Annotated in this window: 13 protein-coding genes; 7 read left to right on the top strand and 6 right to left on the bottom strand. The window is 54.0% G+C overall.

What is annotated here, in order from left to right; genetic code table 11:
- From rimM to ffh, 3 genes are all read right to left on the bottom strand, one after another.
- On the bottom strand, positions 1–295 hold a 295-nt coding region (gene rimM, locus KQJ19_RS08775; RefSeq protein WP_216403556.1), incomplete at its 3' end, for a ribosome maturation factor RimM.
- 18 nt (positions 296–313) lie between these two features.
- A complete protein-coding gene (gene rpsP / locus KQJ19_RS08770; protein WP_003031228.1) occupies positions 314–562 on the bottom strand; it encodes a 30S ribosomal protein S16 in 249 nt (82 codons plus the stop codon).
- A gap of 253 nt (positions 563–815) precedes the next feature.
- Positions 816–2,177: a signal recognition particle protein gene (ffh, locus tag KQJ19_RS08765; protein ID WP_003031226.1), complete on the bottom strand. Its 1,362-nt coding sequence runs from the start codon at positions 2,175–2,177 to the stop codon at positions 816–818.
- A 165-nt stretch (positions 2,178–2,342) separates the two neighbouring features.
- Here ffh and KQJ19_RS08760 point away from each other — a divergent pair, with 165 nt between their 5' ends.
- Both KQJ19_RS08760 and KQJ19_RS08755 read left to right on the top strand, forming a co-directional pair.
- Positions 2,343–3,134 (top strand): inner membrane protein YpjD, encoded by a 792-nt coding sequence (locus KQJ19_RS08760; protein ID WP_003031224.1) that lies wholly within the window; start codon positions 2,343–2,345, stop codon positions 3,132–3,134.
- Positions 3,135–3,152: 18 nt separating this feature from the next.
- Entirely contained in the window at positions 3,153–4,442 is a 1,290-nt protein-coding gene (locus KQJ19_RS08755; protein ID WP_008785520.1) for an HlyC/CorC family transporter, read from the top strand.
- Between the two features lie 50 nt (positions 4,443–4,492).
- Here the strand turns inward: KQJ19_RS08755 and grpE are convergent, their stop codons facing one another.
- Positions 4,493–5,086: a nucleotide exchange factor GrpE gene (grpE, locus tag KQJ19_RS08750; RefSeq protein WP_003031221.1), complete on the bottom strand. Its 594-nt coding sequence runs from the start codon at positions 5,084–5,086 to the stop codon at positions 4,493–4,495.
- Between the two features lie 122 nt (positions 5,087–5,208).
- Between grpE and nadK the strand changes: the two genes are divergently transcribed.
- The 3 genes from nadK (at position 5,209) to bamE (ending at position 8,328) form a co-directional block, all read left to right on the top strand.
- Entirely contained in the window at positions 5,209–6,087 is an 879-nt protein-coding gene (gene nadK / locus KQJ19_RS08745) for an NAD(+) kinase (protein WP_016154073.1), read from the top strand.
- An 85-nt stretch (positions 6,088–6,172) separates the two neighbouring features.
- The gene (gene recN / locus KQJ19_RS08740) at positions 6,173–7,834 is read left to right on the top strand and encodes a DNA repair protein RecN (protein ID WP_019077416.1); all 1,662 of its coding nucleotides are present in this window, start codon (positions 6,173–6,175) and stop codon (positions 7,832–7,834) included.
- A gap of 149 nt (positions 7,835–7,983) precedes the next feature.
- Positions 7,984–8,328: an outer membrane protein assembly factor BamE gene (bamE, locus tag KQJ19_RS08735; protein ID WP_003826401.1), complete on the top strand. Its 345-nt coding sequence runs from the start codon at positions 7,984–7,986 to the stop codon at positions 8,326–8,328.
- Between the two features lie 50 nt (positions 8,329–8,378).
- On the opposite strand, the gene KQJ19_RS08730 is transcribed toward bamE, so the two are convergent.
- Together KQJ19_RS08730 and ratA are read right to left on the bottom strand one after the other, a co-directional pair.
- Entirely contained in the window at positions 8,379–8,675 is a 297-nt protein-coding gene (locus tag KQJ19_RS08730) for an RnfH family protein (protein WP_003839823.1), read from the bottom strand.
- Positions 8,659–9,102 (bottom strand): type II toxin-antitoxin system toxin RatA, encoded by a 444-nt coding sequence (gene ratA / locus KQJ19_RS08725; RefSeq protein WP_216403555.1) that lies wholly within the window; start codon positions 9,100–9,102, stop codon positions 8,659–8,661. Before ratA ends, KQJ19_RS08730 begins: the two co-directional genes overlap by 17 nt.
- Positions 9,103–9,256: 154 nt before the next feature.
- On the opposite strand from ratA, the gene smpB reads away from it, so the two are divergent.
- The gene (gene smpB / locus KQJ19_RS08720; protein WP_003031211.1) at positions 9,257–9,739 is read left to right on the top strand and encodes an SsrA-binding protein SmpB; all 483 of its coding nucleotides are present in this window, start codon (positions 9,257–9,259) and stop codon (positions 9,737–9,739) included.
- 581 nt (positions 9,740–10,320) lie between these two features.
- Entirely contained in the window at positions 10,321–21,594 is an 11,274-nt protein-coding gene (locus KQJ19_RS08715) for a BapA/Bap/LapF family large adhesin (protein ID WP_216403554.1), read from the top strand.
- Positions 21,595–21,654 lie beyond the last annotated feature (60 nt).

Raw genomic sequence — 21,654 nt, 5'->3', positions numbered from 1 at the left:
GCAACTGCGAGGAATCCACGACAATTTCGCAATTAGTCAGTAGATTCGCCGAATCACGATCGTCAACGCCTTTCAGCTTGATGATCAGATCCTGATTGTGGTGCTTCCAGCTTTCCAGCTGTACTTGCTGCCACTGACCCGCCTTCTGGATAAACCAGGGCTGATAGTCAAAAATGCTTTCGGCGTCTTCAGTGGAAGAAAACACTCTGAGCCAACCACGGATACCGTAAGAAGACCCCATTTTCCCCAAAACGATGGGTTCCACAGGAGCCTGCGCGGCGAGTTGCTTGCTCATCATGACCACCGTGACAGATTAAGCTGCTTTGTTTGCTGCTTTGATCAGCGTAGCTACGCGATCAGAAATAGTCGCGCCCTGGCCAACCCAGTGAGCGATGCGATCCAGATCCAGGCGAGTGCCTTCTTCTTTTTCGCTAGCGATTGGGTTAAAGAAGCCAACGCGCTCGATGAAGCGACCGTTGCGTGCATTACGGCTGTCGGTAACAACAACCTGGTAGAACGGACGCTTTTTAGCGCCGTGACGAGCTAAACGAATAGTAACCATAACATCCTCTTGTGTGAATAAAACACCCAGGCCCCATCGAGGAACGGAGCCCGGGTGTCATATTAAAAGCCCGAAAATTTTACTGATTTCTGGGAAAAAAGCAATCAACATGTGATGAGGCTTTATACCAGGGCGTTACCATTGCAGCCAGTTTGGCGTCGGCGTGCGCGCAGAAAGCGGAACGTACATGCAGTACGTGAGCATTTCGAGCCCACCCCGACGTCAAAAAGGTAAATTAGGTAGCCCGATATATTTATCTACCAGGGAAGCCTGGCGGCATCATACCCTTCATGCCACGCATCATCTTCGCCATACCGCCTTTCTTCATTTTCTTCATCATGCGCTGCATGTCGTCGAACTGTTTCAGAAGGCGGTTTACGTCCTGTACCTGCATACCGCAGCCGGCAGCAATACGGCGTTTACGGGAACCTTTGATGATTTCCGGCTTAGCGCGTTCTTTCATCGTCATCGAGTTGATGATGGCTTCCATACGCACCAGCACTTTATCGTCCATCTGCGATTTCACGTTGTCTGGGATCTGCCCCATGCCCGGAAGCTTGCCCATCAGGCTTGCCATGCCGCCCATGTTTTTCATCTGGTTGAGCTGCTCAAGGAAATCGTTGAGATCGAAGCCGTCGCCTTTTTTCAGCTTGCTGGCTAATTTCTCTGCCTGCGCGCGGTCAACCTTGCTTTCGATATCTTCGATCAGCGACAGCACGTCACCCATGCCGAGAATACGCGAAGCAATACGATCCGGGTGGAACGGCTCCAGCGCTTCGGTTTTCTCGCCGACGCCGAGGAATTTAATCGGCTTGCCGGTGATATGACGAATAGAGAGCGCCGCACCACCACGAGCATCACCATCAACTTTGGTCAGCACGACACCGGTTAACGGCAGCGCTTCGTTGAAGGCTTTTGCGGTATTCGCGGCATCCTGACCGGTCATGGCATCGACCACAAACAGCGTTTCAACCGGCTTGATAGAAGCGTGGACCTGTTTGATTTCGTCCATCATCGCTTCATCAACGTGCAGGCGACCAGCGGTATCCACCAGCAGCACGTCGTAGAATTTGAGTTTGGCTTCTTTCAGCGCGGCGTTAACGATATCGACCGGCTTCTGGCCGACATCCGACGGGAAGAAGTCCACACCGACCTGCTCGGCCAGCGTTTCCAGCTGTTTTATCGCCGCCGGGCGATAAACGTCCGCGGAGACCACCAGCACTTTCTTCTTGTGCTTCTCACGCAGGAATTTCCCCAGCTTACCGACGCTGGTCGTTTTACCCGCCCCCTGCAGACCAGCCATCAGCACAACGGCTGGCGGCTGTGCAGCCAGATTCAGGGTCTGGTTTTCTTCGCCCATTGCCGCAACCAGTTCGTTACGGACAATCTTGACGAACTCCTGACCCGGCGTCAGGCTTTTGTTAACTTCATGACCAACCGCTTTCTCTTTTACGCGATTGATAAACTCACGCACTACCGGCAGCGCTACGTCAGCCTCCAGCAGCGCCATGCGCACTTCGCGCAGCGTCTCTTTAACGTTGTCTTCAGTAAGGCGTCCACGGCCACTGATATTGCGCAGCGTGCGCGACAAACGATCGGTTAAATTATCAAACATTGTCTCTCGCCTGGGGTGGAAACGGTCGGTCGCGACAGCGACACATCAACAGAAATTTGTCGCAGTATAACATGAAGCCGCCTTTGTTGTTATGCAACGGTTGGAGCAGCGGTCACGTAACGCTATACTGCTTTTCTTTATCACTGGCCAACTGTCGACACCTATATGCCCGTTTTTGCTCTGCTCGCCCTTGTCGCCTACTCAGTCAGCCTCGCGCTGATTATTCCCGCTCTGCTGCAAAAAAACAGCGGCTGGCGGCGTATGGCTATTCTCTCTGCGGTCGTCGCGCTGGTAAGTCATGCTATCGCCCTGGAAGCGCGAATTCTGCCCGGCGGTGAAAGCGGACAAAACCTGAGTCTGTTGAACGTCGGCTCACTGGTTAGCCTGATGATCTGTACGGTAATGACTATCGTCGCTTCCCGCAATCGTGGCTGGCTATTGCTGCCCATTGTCTACGCCTTTGCGCTGATCAACCTGGCCTTCGCCACGTTTATGCCGAACGAGTTCATCACCCATCTCGAAGCTACGCCGGGCATGATGATTCACATCGGGCTATCGCTATTCGCTTACGCCACGCTGATTATCGCCGCACTGTATGCGCTGCAACTGGCATGGATCGACTACCAGTTGAAAAACAAAAAACTGGCCTTCAGCAATGAGATGCCGCCGCTAATGAGTATTGAGCGGAAAATGTTTCATATCACCCAAATTGGCGTGGTTCTGCTGACGCTCACCCTGTGCACAGGCCTGTTTTACATGCATAACCTGTTCAGTACCGAGAACATTGATAAAGCCGTTCTCTCTATCGTGGCATGGTTTGTCTATATCGTTCTGTTGTGGGGGCATTACCATGAAGGCTGGCGCGGACGTCGCGTCGTATGGTTTAACGTCGCAGGCGCAGGCATTCTAACGCTGGCCTATTTCGGCAGTCGTATCCTGCAGCAGTTCGTGAGTTAAATCTTTAAGGAACCCTACGTGGAACACATCTCCACCACCACGCTCATTATCACGCTTCTCATCATGGTGGTCATTTCCGCCTATTTTTCCGGTTCTGAAACCGGAATGATGACCCTGAATCGCTATCGTCTACGTCATCGGGCCAAGCAGGGGAATCGTCAGGCAAAACGCGTTGAAAAGCTACTTCGTAAGCCGGACCGCCTGATAAGCCTGGTGCTCATCGGTAATAATCTGGTGAATATTCTGGCCTCCGCGCTCGGCACCATTGTCGGTATGCGCCTGTATGGCGATGCGGGTGTCGCTATTGCCACTGGGGTACTGACGTTTGTCGTGCTGGTTTTTGCCGAAGTACTGCCCAAGACTATTGCTGCGCTGTATCCAGAAAAAGTCGCCTATCCGAGCAGTGTACTGCTGGCTCCACTGCAGATTCTGATGATGCCGTTGGTGTGGCTACTCAACACCATCACGCGGCTACTTATGCGCATGATGGGCATCAAAACGGATATCGTGGTGAGCGGTTCGCTGAGTAAAGATGAACTGCGAACGCTGGTGAATGAATCGCGCTCGCAAATTTCACGCCGTAACCAGGATATGCTGCTGTCAGTGCTGGATCTGGAAAAAGTCAGCGTCGATGACATCATGATCCCGCGTAACGAAATCATCGGCATTGATATTAACGATGACTGGAAGTCAATCGTGCGTCAGCTTTCGCACTCTCCACACGGCCGTATTGTGCTGTACCGCGACTCGCTGGACGACGCCATCAGTATGCTGCGCGTACGTGAAGCCTGGCGATTGATGGCAGAGAAAAAAGAGTTCACCAAAGAGACCATGTTACGTGCCGCCGACGAAATTTATTACGTCCCGGAAGGTACGCCTCTCAGCACCCAGCTCATTAAGTTTCAGCGAAACAAGAAGAAAGTGGGTCTGGTTGTTAATGAATATGGCGATATTCAGGGGCTGGTCACGGTCGAAGATATTCTGGAAGAGATTGTCGGCGACTTCACCACTTCAATGTCACCCACGCTTGCCGAAGAGGTAACGCCGCAGAATGATGGCTCGGTGATCATTGACGGCAGCGCCAACGTTCGTGAAATCAATAAGGCGTTTAACTGGCACCTGCCGGAAGATGACGCACGTACCGTGAATGGTATTATTCTTGAAGCGCTGGAAGAGATCCCGGTTGCTGGCACGCGTGTGCGTATTGGACAGTACGATATCGATATTCTCGACGTGCAGGACAATATGATTAAACAGGTGCAGGTATTGCCGGTCAAACCGCTACGGGAAAGCGTGTCGGACCAGTGAGAATAATTCAGGCCGGGTAGCGCGTGAGCATTACCCGGCCTGAAGGCTGATTAGCCTTTGGCTTTCGCCACAGAGACCATCGCGGCGCGGATGGTACGTCCGTTCAGCGTATAGCCTTTCTGCATTACCATCAGCACATTACCGGCAGCAACGTCGTCAGACTCTACCATTGCAATTGCCTGGTGCACGTTCGGGTCCATCGGCACATCGATATCCGCAACCACCTGTACACCAAACTTCGCCACGACATCCAGCATTGACTTACGGGTCAGCTCAATACCTTCAACCATCGCCGCCATAGCGTCATTATCTTTATCCGCCACTTCCAGAGCGCGGTCCAGGCTATCCAGCACCGGCAGCAGTTCGTTGACGAATTTTTCCAGCGCAAACTTATGCGCTTTTTCTACGTCCAGTTCGGTACGACGACGCAGGTTTTCCATTTCCGCTTTGATACGCAACACGCTGTCGCGCTCGCGAGTTTCGGCCTCAGCAAGCTGAGCTTCCAGATTCGCAATTTTTTCATCGCGCGGATCCACCTGCTCAGCAGAAGCGTCTGATTCAACCGCCTCAACTTCTTCGTGCTGATCCATGATAATTTCTTCCGGGGCTTGCCCCTCAGGCGTTTTCTGTTCTTTACTACTCATGAATTTCTCCGCGTTTTTTTCGCATTCATCTCGCTAACTTGGCTTATTATGGGGATCAGATTCAGGGATTCAAGGGAAGTACTCACATTGTCACTAATCTTCGTTACAAGGACCTCGAGAAAATGAACAAACATTTCAAGTGTATTGGCATTGTGGGGCATCCACGTCACCCCACTGCACTGACCACACATGAAATGCTCTACCGTTGGCTGTGCACCAAAGGTTATGAGGTTATCGTTGAGCAACAAATCGCCCACGAACTGCAGCTGAAAAATGTGAAAACCGGCACGCTCGCAGAAATTGGCCAACAGGCAGACCTCGCCGTGGTAGTCGGCGGCGACGGCAATATGCTGGGCGCCGCACGCACCCTGGCACGTTATGACATCAAGGTTATTGGCATTAACCGCGGCAACCTCGGTTTTTTGACCGACCTTGACCCAGACAATGCCCAGCAACAGTTAGCTGACGTGCTGGAAGGCCACTACATCAGCGAAAAGCGCTTTTTACTCGAAGCTCAGGTGTGTCAACAGGATTGCCAGAAGCGCATTAGCACTGCCATCAATGAAGTTGTGCTGCACCCCGGGAAAGTGGCGCACATGATTGAATTTGAAGTCTATATCGATGAAATTTTTGCCTTCTCCCAACGTTCAGATGGGCTGATTATCTCGACGCCGACCGGCTCTACCGCCTACTCGCTCTCTGCCGGAGGCCCAATTCTGACGCCTTCTCTGGATGCCATTACGCTGGTACCCATGTTTCCGCATACGCTTTCCGCGCGACCGCTGGTGATCAACAGTAGCAGCACCATTCGCCTGCGCTTTTCTCATCGCCGTAACGATCTGGAGATCAGCTGTGACAGCCAAATCGCCCTACCTATACAGGAAGGTGAAGACGTATTGATTCGCCGCTGTGATTATCATCTGAACCTGATACATCCAAAAGATTACAGCTATTTCAACACATTAAGCACTAAGCTTGGTTGGTCAAAAAAATTATTCTAATTTAACGCTAACCTCTTTACTGTATAAAAAACCAGTTTATACTGTATGAAATCACAGTTATGGTTTTTCATACAGGAAAACAGCTATGTTGGCACAACTGACCATCAGCAATTTTGCTATCGTTCGTGAACTTGAGATCGATTTCCAGAACGGAATGACCGTTATCACCGGTGAGACCGGTGCGGGTAAGTCCATTGCCATTGATGCTCTCGGTTTGTGTCTGGGCGGACGCGCAGACGCAGACATGGTGCGTGCAGGCGCCATGCGAGCCGACCTTTGCGCCCGTTTTGCCTTAAAAGATACCCCCGCAGCCCTGCGCTGGCTGGAAGAGAACCAGCTTGAGGAAGGCCGTGAGTGTTTGCTACGTCGCGTTATCAGCAGCGATGGCCGCTCCCGTGGGTTTATTAACGGAACCGCCGTTCCGTTATCGCAGTTGCGCGAGCTGGGCCAGTTACTTATTCAAATCCATGGCCAGCATGCGCATCAGCTCCTGACAAAATCAGAACACCAAAAATCCCTGCTTGATGGTTACGCCAATGAAGCGTCTCTGACCCAGGAAATGGCTGCGCGCTACCAACTGTGGCACCAAAGTTGTCGTGACCTGGCGCATCATCAGCAACAAAGCCTGGAACGCGCAGCCCGGGCGGAATTGTTGCAATACCAGTTAAAGGAACTGAACGAATTCAATCCGCAGCCGGGTGAGTTTGAGCAAATTGATGAAGAGTACAAGCGCCTGGCTAACAGTGGGCAATTGCTCACCACCAGCCAACAGGCGCTGGCTATCCTGGCTGATGGTGAAGACATCAATCTGCAAAGCCAACTGTACACCGCAAAACACCTGGTCACTGAACTGGCAGGCATGGACGGCAAACTTTCAGGTATTCTGGATATGCTGGAAGAGGCCACCATCCAGCTCAGCGAAGCCAGCGACGAGCTGCGCCACTATTGCGATCGTCTGGATTTAGACCCTAACCGCTTGTTCGAACTCGAACAGCGTATCTCCAGGCAAATCTCGTTGGCGCGTAAACATCATGTTGCCCCTGAAGTGCTGCCACAGTTCTATCAGTCGTTACTGGATGAACAACAGCAACTGGACGATCAGGCCGACTCGCTCGAAACCTTAACCCTGGCGGTGAACAATCACCACCTGCAGGCGCTGGAAACGGCAAAAATGCTGCACCAACAGCGTCAGCATTATGCGCAGGAACTGGGACAACTTATTACAGAGAGCATGCATGCTCTCTCGATGCCGCACGGTGTCTTTTGCATTGATGTGAAATTTGAGGAGCATCATCTGAGCGCAGACGGTGCCGATCGCGTGGAGTTTAAAGTGACCACTAACCCAGGTCAGCCGTTACAGCCAATTGCGAAAGTCGCTTCTGGCGGGGAACTGTCACGTATTGCGCTGGCTATTCAGGTCATTACAGCACGTAAGATGGAAACGCCTGCGCTAATTTTCGATGAGGTGGATGTTGGTATCAGCGGCCCGACGGCTGCGGTAGTGGGTAAAATGTTGCGACAGTTGGGCGAGTCAACGCAGGTAATGTGTGTTACTCACCTGCCGCAGGTTGCGGGCTGTGGTCATCAACATTTCTATGTCAGCAAAGAAACAGATGGCGCGATGACGGAAACACACATGCAGCCGCTTGATAAACGCGCTCGCCTGCAGGAATTAGCCCGTCTACTTGGCGGTAGCGAAGTGACGCGCAATACCCTCGCAAATGCAAAAGAACTGCTGGCGGCATAAACTTTTTTACCTTGTGAAGGTCTGAGTTCAACATAAAATCGCCGACCGACCCGACAGCAAAAGGTTTTAAAGTGGTGAAAGGTCTATTATCATCGGCATATTACATATGAGCCGCGTACTGCTCGGGCCCGAAAAGGAATCAAATCACTATGCGCTGTAAAACGCTGACTGCTGCTGCAGCAGTACTACTGATGTTGACTGCAGGCTGTTCCACTCTGGAGCGAGTGGTTTACCGCCCTGACATCAACCAGGGAAATTATCTGACACCTACCGATGTCGCTAAAGTGCGCACGGGTATGACGCAACAGCAGGTTGCTTATGCTCTGGGTACACCAATGATGTCCGATCCTTTTGGCACTAACACCTGGTTTTATGTGTTCCGTCAGCAACCTGGACATGAAGGCGTAACCCAGCAAACGCTGACGCTGACCTTTAACAGCAGCGGCGTATTGACCAACATTGATAACAAACCCGCTTTGACCGATAACAAGTAGGTTTGAGAGATCAAAAAAAGGTGCTCAATGAGCACCTTTTTTATTGTCTGTTACTTTTTAGCGGATTTCTCTGCTCGCTGTCTGCGCAGCTCTTTTGGGTCCGCAATCAGTGGCCGGTAAATTTCCACCCGATCGCCGTCATGCAGAACATCAGCAAGCTTTACCGGACGGCTGTAGATACCCACTTTATTTTTACTGAGATCGATATCGGTACGTAATTCCAGCAGCCCGGAAGCGCGGATAGCCTCTTCCACCGTTGCTCCCTGCTGCAGCGTTACGCGCTGTAAATACTGTTTCTCGGGTAGCGCGTACGCCACTTCAACAACAATTTTAGCCGACGCTGACACTGTAAACCTCTTTCGCGCGAACCGTGAAGGCCTGCACCATATTTGAAGCCAGTTCTTTAAAAATACGGCCAAACGCCAGCTCGATTAACTTATTGGTGAACTCAAAATCGAGGTGAAATTCAATACGACACGCGTCATGACTCAGTGGCGTAAACTTCCAGCCGCCAATCAGCTTCTTGAACGGCCCATCGACCAGATGCATCAGAATGCTCTGATTACTGGTCAGTTGATTGCGCGTGGTGAACGTTTTGCTGATCCCTGCTTTCGAGACATCCACAGCGGCCGTCATTTGTCCCGGAGTCGACTCCAGTACGCGGCTACCGGTGCAACCCGGCAAAAACTGAGGATAGGACTTAACATCATTCACTAGCTGATACATCTGTTCCGCACTGTAGGGTACTAAAGCGGTCCGGCTAATCTGAGGCATAACAATTCCCATCAATATCAATCACACAAATAATACCATTTATCACCCGCTAAAAAAAACGCTATAGCCTAACTCGTGCTAAGATAGCGCCTTGCGCCCCGCTGGATGAAATGGGGTGTTTTTCGATTCCAGATTACCTATACTGAGCGGCATTATGACGAAGAAAAAAGCACACAAACCTGGCTCAGCCACAATCGCGCTAAACAAGCGCGCACGACACGAATACTTTATTGAAGAAGAGTTCGAAGCAGGACTCGCCCTGCAAGGTTGGGAAGTCAAATCCCTGCGCGCGGGTAAAGCCAACATCGGCGACAGCTATGTCATACTCAAAGACGGCGAAGCGTTCCTGTTTGGCGCCAACTTCACGCCGATGGCGGTGGCCTCAACACACGTGGTATGCGACCCCACCCGAACCCGTAAACTGTTGTTAAACCAGCGTGAACTCGACTCCCTGTATGGTCGTATGAATCGTGATGGTTATACCGTCGTTGCGCTTTCGTTGTACTGGAAGAATGCCTGGTGCAAAGTGAAAATTGGCGTTGCGAAAGGTAAGAAACAGCACGACAAGCGCTCTGATGTAAAAGAACGCGAATGGCAGTTAGATAAAGCGCGTATCATGAAAAATGCTGGCCGCTAAACGCTACTCCCCTGTGACCAGTCTCCCCTCCTGAGACTGGTTCTTATTTTTTAGTTATCGAAACCCACACAATACATTCACCGCGTTTATAGTTTATTTATGCTGAATCGTTCAGATATGAAATAAACCCCCTGTCATTACCGTAGCGGTCTATAGTCCAATAATATAAAAGTTCAAGACCATAGCATTCATATTTCCATTTATTGAATAACACTATTATTACTGTTGTTTATTATATTGATGTTTATTTCAATAAAAACAAACCCATTTAAATACAATTATTTACCATAAAAACAACCATTAAAAGCAAACTGGAAAGTATCCTTTTCAAATGACTAATTACTTTTTTAATATGGATAAGTTGCAGAATACTTTCTTTCTGACTATATCATCTAATACGAAAGAACTATTCAGCCGAAAGGGCCCGGACGTATTTAATCAATAAACTAACATCTATGTGACCTAATCAATGAAATTACATGTGTAAATTCATCTTTATGATGAACGGAGCCCCTATCTGCTCATTTTCCCAGCGCGCTGTTGCGGATTAATACTCCCGGCATGCCATCAGGAGTGAACATATGCGTCTACTCGCCGTTGTATCAAAATTAACTGGCGTTTCCACAAATGTTGAAGCCTCTGAAGTTACGCTCAGTTCACCTTCTATCGTGAAACTGTCTGTGTCGCGTGAGGAGGTGAGTCAACTCACGCGCGTTAATCAGGATCTGGTTGTCACACTCCGCTCAGGTGAAACCATCACCATTAAAAATTTCTACCTCGGAAAAGGCGAAGCGCAAAACCAACTTGTTCTGGAGGACAGTAATGGCGCACTGTGGTGGGTTCAGGATACTGACGGAGCATTCCATTTCCAGCACCTGGACGATCTCACACCGCTGATGACGGCCGAAGGCAGTCATGAAGGCGGCGCCGTCTGGCCGTGGGTTCTTGGCGGGATCGCTGTCGCTGGCGGGATTGGCCTCGCTGCGGGTGGTGGTGGCGGCGGCGGTGGGAGCGATAATAACGCTGGGAACGGTAATGCCGGGAACGGGAACGGCAATGGTAGCGGCGGCAACGGCGGCAACGGCGAAGGTAACGGTAACGGTAACGGTAACGGTAACGGTAACGGTAATGGTGACGGTGACGGTGATGGCGGCACACCGCCAACGACAACCCCTAACAGGCCTGACGTCCCCGTTATCACCAGCATAATCGATAACCAGGAGCTGATTACTGGCCCTGTCAATCAGCAGGAATCCACCAACGATAATACGCCGACACTCCAGGGCACCGGCCCCGCGAATGCCACATTACATATTTTTGATAACGGCGTCGAAATAGGCCAGGTCACAATCGATGCCAACGGCAACTGGTCGTTTACGCCATCCTCTCCTCTGGCAGACGGCACACACCAGTTTACCGTCAGCGCTTCAAACGGTGCTGGCAGCAGCGGCATGTCGGACAGTTGGGAAATTATTGTCGATTCGCTTGCCCCCGACGCCCCCGTGGTCACTCAGGAAACCGACAATGTCGGTTCCATTACCGGCTTTATCGCCAATAACGGCGTAACCGACGATGCTACGCCGACGCTCACTGGTACAGGCGAAGTAGGTAGTTTCATCAGCATTTCTGATAACGGCATTCTGATTGGCATGGCCAGGGTGGATGACAATGGGAACTGGACATTTACACCGGACATTCCGCTCAGCGATGGTGTTCACAATCTGACGCTGACGCAAACTGACGCCGCAGGTAACGTGAGCGCGGAAACGCGCGTGCCGACATTCACCGTTGATACCACCCCGCCTGCAGCCGCAGTCATTTCCTCCGTTAATCCGGAAGGTACAACGGTAACCGGTAGCGCTGAGGCGGGAAGCCTGGTCATTATCATCGGCAGTAATAATCAGGTTTTGGGTTCAACAACGGTCGATCAAACCGGCAATTTCTCCATCGCGATTTCGCCCTCACAGACGCACGGTGAAACGCTGATCGCGAAAATTCAGGACCCAGCAGGCAACATCGGGCCAGATACCTCTTTCAATGCCACCAACTCTGGCTACCCAGGCGTGCCCGTTATCGTCAGCATAATGGATGATTCTGCACCCTCAACCGGACCATTGAGCAATAATCAGGCCACCAATGATAATACCCCCACGCTCTCTGGCACTGCCGACGCCAACAGCACGGTGACTATTTACGACAACGGCACAATTATCGACAGCGTACTGGCTGACGGTAACGGTAACTGGACATGGACTTCCAGCTCCCCGTTATCAGATGAGCTACACGCCTTCAGCGCCACCGCGACAAACCAGTCAGGTACAGGAGGCATGTCACCAGCGTTCAATATCAACATCGACACCCAGCCACCGTCGCCACCTGATGATCTCAACGTATCTGCGGATGGGACTGTCGTCACCGGAACGACCGAACCAGGCAATACCGTGGTTATCACCGGCAGTGGCGGAACTCAGATCGGCAGCGGCGTCGCCGGAACGGACGGCTCATTTACCATCACCATTAACCCACCACAGACCAATGGTGAAACCGTTGAAGCCATCGCAACCGATCCGGCAGGAAACCCAAGCCTGCCAGAAACGGCGCTTGCACCAGACATTACCGCGCCACAGCCCCCAACAAACCTGCTAGTTAATGGCACTGGCGACCAGGTCACCGGCAAGGCCGAACCCAACAGTACGGTCAATATTCTGGATCCAGATGGCAATATCATTGGTACGGCAACTGCCGATACGGATGGGGATTTCACCGCAACGCTGGTTCCGCCGCAAACCAACGGCGAGACCCTTACGGCAAATGCGACCGACACCGCAGGCAACAAGGGCGACGACGCCTCTGTCACCGCACCGGACACCACGGCACCTGATGCGCCAACCGGCGTCACCGTCGCCGGAGACGGCGGTTCTGTAAGCGGACATGCTGAAGCAGGAAGCACCGTTACCGTAAAAGACAGCAACGGTAACCCGATAGGCATAGGCCAGGCTGACAGCGGCGGCAATTTCACCGTGTCTATCGCGCCGTCGCAAAAGAACGGCGAAACGGTAAAAGTCACCGCAACGGACAGTAGCAATAACGAGAGTCAGCCTACCTCCGCGTTGGCTCCGGATATCACTGCACCAAACCAGCCAGTTATTATTGCCGTTACTGATGATGTTGACGATTTCACTGGCCCCATCAATAACAATGCGTTAACCAACGACGATAAACCGAAAATTGAAGGCATCGCCGAAGCAGGTTCGCGGGTCAAAATTTATGATAATGGCACCCTGCTTGCGACCGTTAACGCTGATAACAACGGTAACTGGAACTATACGCCCACCGCAGCACTAAGCCAGGGCGCGCACGTATTTACGGTGACGGCAACAGACGCTGCCAACAACACCAGCAGCGCCGCCAGTTGGAAAATTATTGTCGATAGCATCGCCCCAACCGTTCCAGTAATAACGTTGGTTAACGATGATGTTGGCAGCATTACGGGCAACGTTGCAAATAACGGTTGGGTCACCAACGATAACACGCCAACCCTCTCGGGTACCGGTGAACCAGGTTCACTGGTGACGCTGTATGATAATGGTCTGCAAATGGCAGCCTTTTTTATCGACAGAACAGGCACCTGGAGCCATAACGTTACAACCGATGAGGCCCTCGCCGAAGGCACTCACCGTTTTACGGTGACCGCAACGGATGCCGCCGGGAACGTCGTCACTTCCCCCAACCCTGTCATCGTGACCGTTGATACCCTGGCACCCGCAGCGCCCGTTATTGTGAGCGCCACCGACGACGTTGGGAATGCGCCGATCGATCTGCCTTCCGGAAGCCGTTCAAACGATACCTTACCAGAGCTGAAAGGAACCGGAATAGCCGGTTCTACAATCACCCTCTATGAGGGTTCCACGCCAATTGGCAGCACAACGGTTTTACCCGCCGGCACCTGGAGTATTCAACTCAGCCAACCGCTCAGTGAAGGCGCACACAATTTATCCGCTATCGCCACGGACGCTGCAGGCAACGCCAGCAGCGCCGGGAACTTTACGCTGACGATTGATACCACCCCACCAGTTGCCCCGGTTATCAGCTCCGCAGAAGGTCTGATTGGGACAAATCTACAAACGCTGAGTAACGGCAGCAGTACCAAGAGCTCGAATCCCGAACTCTCCGGAACCGGCGAGCCCGGCGCGAAGATTACGATTTATGATAATGGCGGTTCTATTGGCACCGTCACCGTACAGCCAGACGGCACCTGGACATTTACCCCAACCTCACTCGCCGACGGACCGCATAAATTTACCGCCACGGCGACTGACGTTGCAGGCAACACGGGGATCCCGTCGGCAAGCTTTACTCTGACAGTAGACAATACGCCTCCCGCACAACCAGCCGCGCCAATCATTACCGACGATGTGGCTCCGGTAACGGGTGTGGTCACTAATGGCAACACCAATGACACCACGCCAACCTTTAGCGGCACGGGGAACGTCGGGGATCTGATTACCCTCTATCTTGCCGGTACTCCCCCATTGCAGGGAACAACAACAGTAGGTGCAGACGGTACCTGGAGCTTCACTCCGTCAGCACCGATTGTTCCTGGTAGTTATCAGGTAACTCTCACCGCAACCGATCCAGCAGGCAACGTCAGCCTGCCATCTAACGCCATAACACTGAACATCGACACGACGCCGTCTGCACCTCCGGTGATTATCGCCGCCAACGATAATGTCGGTGATGTCACGGGCGACCTTGCGACAGATGCCGTGACTGATGACACCACGCCAACCATTCGCGGTACTGGCACAGACGGGGATACCATCACCCTGTATAACGGGGGGACGGTGATCGGTACTACAACGGTGGCTGGTGGAACCTGGAGTATTACGCCAGGGACTGCGCTGGCGAACGGAAGCTACACGTTAAGCGCCACCGCAACCGATCCGGCAGGTAACATCAGCAGCAATTCAAACAGCATTTCGTTTACGGTTAACAACACGAAGCTGACGTTGCCGCAGGTAACGGATATTCAGGATAACGTTGGAATCTTTACCGGTTCGCTAACCAGTGGCAGCGTCACGGACGATACCACCCCGACCATTAGCGGGACCGGCACACCGGGCAGTACAGTGTTAATTTTCGATGGCAATAATCCCGTCGCAATTGCTACGGCTACGGTTGCTGCTAACGGCACCTGGAGTGTGGATGTTCCCCTCACGCCGAACGTCACTCACACACTGACGTTCGGCGCCGTGGATGCCGCAGGTAACTCACTGGCTGCAGATAACCCGCTGACGGTGATTGTCGATACCCTGCCGCCTGCAACGCCTACGGTTACCAGCGTAGATCCTAACGGGACGCTGGTAAGCGGTACGGCCGATGCCGGCAGCACCGTGATTATTCGCAGCGGTAACACCATTCTCGGCCAGGGGGTGGCAGACGGTTCTGGTAACTTTGCTGTCACCATTTCGCCAGCGCAAACAACCGGCCAGGCGCTCAATGCCATCGCTCAGGACCCCGCCGGAAATCAAAGCGACCCTACAACGTTTAACGCCGCTACCTCCAGCGTTCCGCATCCACCGACTCTTGAGATCGTTGATGACATCGCGCCCATCATGGGGGTGATTGGCAACGGTAAAACCACCAACGACACCTTACCGCTGCTGCAAGGGACGGCCACTGCTGGGGCATCGGTGACTATCTATCAAAATGGCGCATCCATCGCCACGGTAACCGCCGATGCCGTGTCTGGCGCATGGAGTTATCAGCTACCCACTGCGCTGACTAACGGCATAACCTATAACTTCACGGTTTCACAAACGGTGGACGGTACCCCAAGTGGTCTGTCGCCCAACTACGCAATCACCATCGACACCACGCCCCCGCAGGTGCCAACTATCACCAGCATTATTGACGATATTGCCCCTGGCACCGGATCGTTGGATAAAGGGCAAATTACCAACGATTCACGCCCGACGTTTAACGGAACCGGCGAAGCGGGGGCAACCATCACCCTTTACGATAATGGCATCGCTTATGCCACTACCACGGTAAACAGCAACGGATTCTGGAGTTTTACCCCGACCGCTCCGCTGGGAGAAGGCGACCATATCTTTACCGCTCGCGCAACAGATGCCGCAGGCAACCAGGGAGATCCATCCGGTGATTTCCAGATCATTGTCGATACCCTGGTGCCGAATGCCCCCTCTATTGTGACAGTCACGGACAACGTTGGTGCGATTCAGACCCTGACCTCCGGGCAGTTGACCAACGATAATACTCCAACGCTTGCTGGCGTTACCGAGGCGGATTCGATTGTTACCATCCGCGATAACGGGGCGGTCATCGGCACAACCATCAGCGATGAAAACGGCAACTGGAGCTTTACGCCTGCGCCTGCCCTCGGTGAAGGCAGCCACTCGCTGACTGCCACCGTCACAGATGCCGCGGGCAATATCAGCCCGGCAACGCCGCCGTTTGTGGTTGTCGTCGACACGCTACCGCCAGCGGCACCGACCATTACCTCCGTAATTGACGATCAGCCTGGCAATACAGCGCTGACCAACGGACAACTGACAAACGATGCGCAGCCTACGCTGAACGGCAAAGGCGAGATCGGTACCATCATCACGATCCGTGATAACGGCGTCGCCATCGGTACAGCGCAGGTGGACGAGTCAGGCAACTGGCGCTTCACACCGGATGCACCGCTGGGACAGGGACAACATATATTCACCACCGTTGCCACCGATCAGGCAGGTAACTCCGGCGGAGTATCATCATCGTTTACTATTGAGCTGGACTCAGTTGCCCCGTCAATCCCGGTCATCAGCTCAGTTCAGGACAGCACCGCACCGACAACAGGCCCGATAACCAACGGGCAGACCACGAATGAATCACGTCCGGCCCTGAGCGGCACCGGTGAAATTGGCGCGACCATTACCGTCCTGAGCGATGGTCAGCCCATCGGCACCACCACCGTTGGGGCTAACGGCACCTGGAGCTTAACCCCAACGGATGCACTCAGTAACGGCCCGCATACGCTGACCGTCACCGCCACCGACAGCGCCGGTAATACCAGCCAGCCATCCAATGGCTTCACGCTTATCGTGGATACCGTGTTGCCTGGTGCGCCAGCGATTACTCAGGTTGCAGATGATGTCGGCCCGCTGATCGGTAATCTGAACAACGGTCAGGCCACGAACGATCCACTCCCGACGCTTAGCGGCACGGCTGAAGCCAATGCCACGGTAAGAGTTTACGATAACGGATCGTTTATCGGCTTTACCTCAGCGGATGGCTCGGGCGCCTGGAGCTTCACGCCAGGAACCGAGCTTGGCAACGGTAACCACGCGCTGACAGTGACAGCCACCGACGCTGCCGGAAACGTCAGCCTCACGTCCGCTGGATTTAACATCGTTGTTGATACCGTCGCCCCGCTTGCGCCAACGATTATCCAGGCTTTTGATGACGTGCTGCCGGGAACCGGAACGCTGTCGAGCGGGGCCTTTACCAACGACACCCGTCCCGTACTCAACGGCTCAGCGGAAGCCGGTGCCCGAGTAGCCATCTACGATAATGGCACGCTGCTGGCAACGGTAACTGCGGCGATAGACGGCACCTGGGAATATCTGCCTGCCGCGCTGGGTAACGGTCAGCATGTGTTTACCGCTATCGCCACCGATGCGGCCGGAAACGTAAGTCCCACCTCCGGCGGGTTTATTATTAATGTCGACACCATTGCGCCATCCGCCCCGCTGCTGGTCTCAGTGGTGGATGATATCGCAGGCGGCGTGTTCAATGCGGCGCTCAACAACGGACAACTGACCAACGATGCGCGCCCGACGCTGAACGGTACCGCCGAGGCAGGCAGCACCGTCAGCATCTATGATGGAAGCACCCTGCTGGGTACGGCGCTGGTGCAAAGTAATAACAGTTGGTCGTTTACCCCAACTACGCCGCTGACGAATGGATCGCACACCTTCACCGTCACCGCGACAGATGCGGCTGGCAACACCAGCAGTGCGACGGCAGGCTTTAGCGTGGTGGTCGACACCACAGCGCCGACGCAGCCTTCAATCAGCAGCATTATTGACGACGTCGGGCCAAACACCGGGGCGATTGGCGCTAATCAGCCAACCAACGACGCACGCCCAACGTTAAACGGCACCACAGAAGCCAACGCGCGGGTCGATATTTACGATAACGGCAGCTTTGTCATCAGCGTGACGGCGGACGGCAGCGGTAACTGGAGTTACACCCCAACCACCGCGCTGGCACAAGGTACCCACTCCTTTACCATCACCGCAACGGACAGTGCGGGTAATACCAGTGGCATATCATCTGCGGCAGCGATCGTGGTCGATACCGTCGCCCCGGGCATTCCTACAGGGCTGGCGGTAAACGCCAACGGTACCACGCTCACCGGCGTTGCCGAGCCAAACAGCACGGTCATTATTACCTCCAGCGGTGGAACGGTGCTCGGCACGGCAACCGCCAACGCCTCCGGTAATTTCACCTTCACGCTGAACCCACCGCAAATCAGTGGGCAAACGCTGCAGGTCAGCGCCCAGGATGCCGCAGGCAACATTGGCACGGCGGGTAACGTTCTGGCACCGTTTACTGGCGTACCGCCTGCGCCGGTTATTGCCACCGTTCTCGATGACGTCGGTACGATCACGGGGCCCGTCGCCCCCGGTAAAACAAGCAATGATACGCTGCCAACGCTCAGCGGAACGGCGCAGGCTAACGCCATCGTCAGCCTGTACAACAACGGCGTGCTAATGGGCACCACGACCGCAGACGGTAACGGGATCTGGAGCTTTACCCCATCCGGGGCGCTCAGCGAAGGTAACCACGCGTTTACCGCCACTGCAACAAACGCCAACGGCGCAAGCGGGTTGTCCAGCTCGTTCAGCGTGATTGTGGACACCACGCCACCGACCGCGCCAACGATACTGATCAGCGCCGATGGCGGCACCGTCAGCGGCGTCGCCGAAGCGGGAAGCACGGTCACTATCTCCCTGCCCGGCGGCACCAGCGTGACGGCAATCGCCAACAGCAGCGGTGTCTACAGCGTCAACCTGCCGGTTCGCCAGATTGAAGGTCAGTCGCTGTCCGCCACAGCGACCGATGCGGCGGGCAATACCTCATCGCCGACAAGCGCTATCGCACCGGTATTACCGCTGCTGGCTGAAGACAATGTCACCAGTCTGCCGCTGCAAACCGATGTCATCGTCAGCACCGATCATCAAAGCGATTATGGTTTCCTGCTGGTTAATGCGTTGGGGAATGTCGCCAACGTGCTGGGGAACGATACGGCAAGCGTTAATTTCAGCATCGCTTCTGGCGGCAGCGGGTCCATTACGATCAATGCCGCCGCGACCGGCGTGGTGCTGTCGCTGTTAAACACGCTGGAGATCGTCATCCAACGCTTTGACACCGGGCTGAATGCCTGGGTAACGGTGGTGGATACCGGGAAACCAGACTTCGCCAGCCTGCTCACCTTGGGCGCCTCGGGCGTAACGCTCAATTACGGCGGGCTGACTGGCGGTGATTACCGCGTGGTCAGTTACAACACCAACCTGCTGGCGACCGGCGCATACACCAGCCTTGATGTCTCGGTGGTGAAAGCCAGCGCAGGGACCATCATCGGCGGTACCACGGAATCCGGGAACATCATCACGGATACCGATCCCGCCAATGGGCAGGATAATGCGCCTTCCGGCACGTTGGTCACCTCCATCACCGACGGTAACGGCAACGTCGTGAATATCCCGGCGGGCGGCATTGATGTGCAGGGGAAATACGGCATCCTGCATATCAATCAGAACGGTAGCTACACCTATACCCTGACCAATACGTCAATCTCGGTGTATGGGCGCTCCGAAAGCTTCACCTACACGCTGACGCATGGCAGCGATCACTCCTCGGCAAAACTGGTGGTAACGCTCGGTCAGGCTCCAACCACCAGCACGGTAACCGCGGCAGACGATGCAGCAGTGCTGACTTACGGAACGCAGGTCATCGCGGTTGACCACTTGCCATCACAACAAACCGGCTTCACGCTCGCCAGCGTCGGACTCGGCAATGTGCTGGACGTCAGTCTGGTCAACGGTCTGACTAACCCGATTAAGTTCAACGTTGACGATGGCGCAACCCGCACGCTGACCGTACAGGCGAATGTTCTCGGCGTGACGCTTGGCGGCTTCGATCTCTATGTTTATCGCTTCAACGAGTCAATTCAGCAGTATGAGCAGTACCGGGTACAGCCAAACTGGGTCACTGCCCTACTGGGCGGAAGTTCGTCAGCGTATACCATTACGCTACCGGGTGGCGATTATCTGTTCCTGCTTAACGCTTCCGGCGGCCTGACGCTGCTGACCAGCTATACCCTGAATATTCAGGCCGATCACACCTACGCCGTCGACAGCCTGAGTGCGACAACCAATGGCAATCTGCTGGTCAACGACTCGGCTCCGGCCAATACCGTTATCACCGAAGTAAACGGTATCGTCGTTAACGGGACGGGCACTACCACTATTAATGGGCAGTACGGCACGCTGACTATCGATGCGAAGGGGAACTACACCTACACGCTAAGAAGCGGACTGGGTGCAGACGGTATCAACACCCCGGACAGCTTCGTGTATAAGGTCAGAGCACCAAACGGCGATACCGGCAGCGCCTCGCTGAATATCAAACCAACGCCGCAGCCGCTGGACGCCGTAAATGACGTCAGCAGCACGATGGCGGTCACCACGCAGGCGGACACCTCCAGATTGTTTGCTGACAACAGCGTCGGGAACGCCAGTTGGAACGCCCAACTCCTTTCTCCCACCTCACAAAATGGCACTGGCGTCATTGAGGTCGCGACGGGAACGGCGGTGCAAAACGCCATACTGCATTTTAACGTTGCTTCAGGTCTGACGCTGGGCGGACTGACCGTCACCTGGGCGCTGTATGACAGCAACAACGTTAAGGTTGCCAGTAACTCATTCAACGGTGGATTGCTTATTGGCGGCAATATCGATATTGCCCTGGGGATCATGTTGCACCCCGGTAACTATCGACTCGACTACACCGGCAGCGTCGGGGCTTTAGGGCTGGGGAATATCACCATCACCCCTAGCGTGAAAGGCACGATAATCGACCTGCAGAACGTTGAAACGTCCGCGGCAAACAGCGTCGCCGGCAACATTTATGACGGGGACCATATTGCCAGCGTGCATACCTTGCTGACGGTGAACGGCACGGGCGGTAGCACCGCCACGCTGGATCCGCTGAGCAGCACGACCAGCGCCATCATTAACGGGCTGTACGGCAAACTGACCATTGGTATTGATGGTCATTACACCTACGCCCTCAACAGCGATGTCTCACTTTCCACCATCCTCACCAAAGAGACATTTACTTACACCCTAAACGATCAGAATGGGCATACCGATACCGCTACGTTGACCATCAACATGAATCCGCAGGTTGTAAGCACCGTGGATGCCGATCGTTTTACCGGCAGTGTCTACGGCGATACGCTGATTTATCACCTGCTCAACGCCAACGATGCTACCGGTGGTAACGTTGGCAATGTTGGCGTTGGACCTACCGATACCTGGACCAACTTCTCGCTGGCCCAGGGCGACAAAATCGATATCGGCGACCTGCTGGTGGGCTGGAACGGGCAGAACGCTACGCTCGGCAACTACCTCACCGTGACCACCAACGGTAACAACACGGTGATTGCCATTGACCGCGACGGTACCGGCAACACCTGGCACTCAACCAAACTCATAACGCTGGAGAACGTACACACCACGCTCGATGAGCTGGTGCAACAAAATCACATTGTGCCCTGAAGCTAACGCATAACGTTAAAGCGCCATAACTACAGCCCCGGATGCCATGACGTCCGGGGC

The organism is Citrobacter sp. S46_ASV_140, assembly GCF_018919545.1.
In the GTDB taxonomy this organism is placed as follows: Bacteria; Pseudomonadota; Gammaproteobacteria; order Enterobacterales; family Enterobacteriaceae; genus Citrobacter; species Citrobacter braakii.
Note: the sequence above shows the minus strand (reverse complement) of the source record. Positions and strands in the feature narration are given on the sequence as shown.

Excerpts from the sequence above, each read along its gene's own strand:
- rpsP (WP_003031228.1), bottom strand. The coding sequence starts at position 562 with ATGGTTACTATTCGTTTAGCTCGTCACGGCGCTAAAAAGCGTCCGTTC.
- ffh (WP_003031226.1), bottom strand. The coding sequence starts at position 2,177 with ATGTTTGATAATTTAACCGATCGTTTGTCGCGCACGCTGCGCAATATC.
- KQJ19_RS08760 (WP_003031224.1), top strand. The coding sequence starts at position 2,343 with ATGCCCGTTTTTGCTCTGCTCGCCCTTGTCGCCTACTCAGTCAGCCTC.
- grpE (WP_003031221.1), bottom strand. The coding sequence starts at position 5,086 with ATGAGTAGTAAAGAACAGAAAACGCCTGAGGGGCAAGCCCCGGAAGAA.
- nadK (WP_016154073.1), top strand. The coding sequence starts at position 5,209 with ATGAACAAACATTTCAAGTGTATTGGCATTGTGGGGCATCCACGTCAC.
- recN (WP_019077416.1), top strand. The coding sequence starts at position 6,173 with ATGTTGGCACAACTGACCATCAGCAATTTTGCTATCGTTCGTGAACTT.
- bamE (WP_003826401.1), top strand. The coding sequence starts at position 7,984 with ATGCGCTGTAAAACGCTGACTGCTGCTGCAGCAGTACTACTGATGTTG.
- ratA (WP_216403555.1), bottom strand. The coding sequence starts at position 9,102 with ATGCCTCAGATTAGCCGGACCGCTTTAGTACCCTACAGTGCGGAACAG.
- smpB (WP_003031211.1), top strand. The coding sequence starts at position 9,257 with ATGACGAAGAAAAAAGCACACAAACCTGGCTCAGCCACAATCGCGCTA.
- KQJ19_RS08715 (WP_216403554.1), top strand. The coding sequence starts at position 10,321 with ATGCGTCTACTCGCCGTTGTATCAAAATTAACTGGCGTTTCCACAAAT.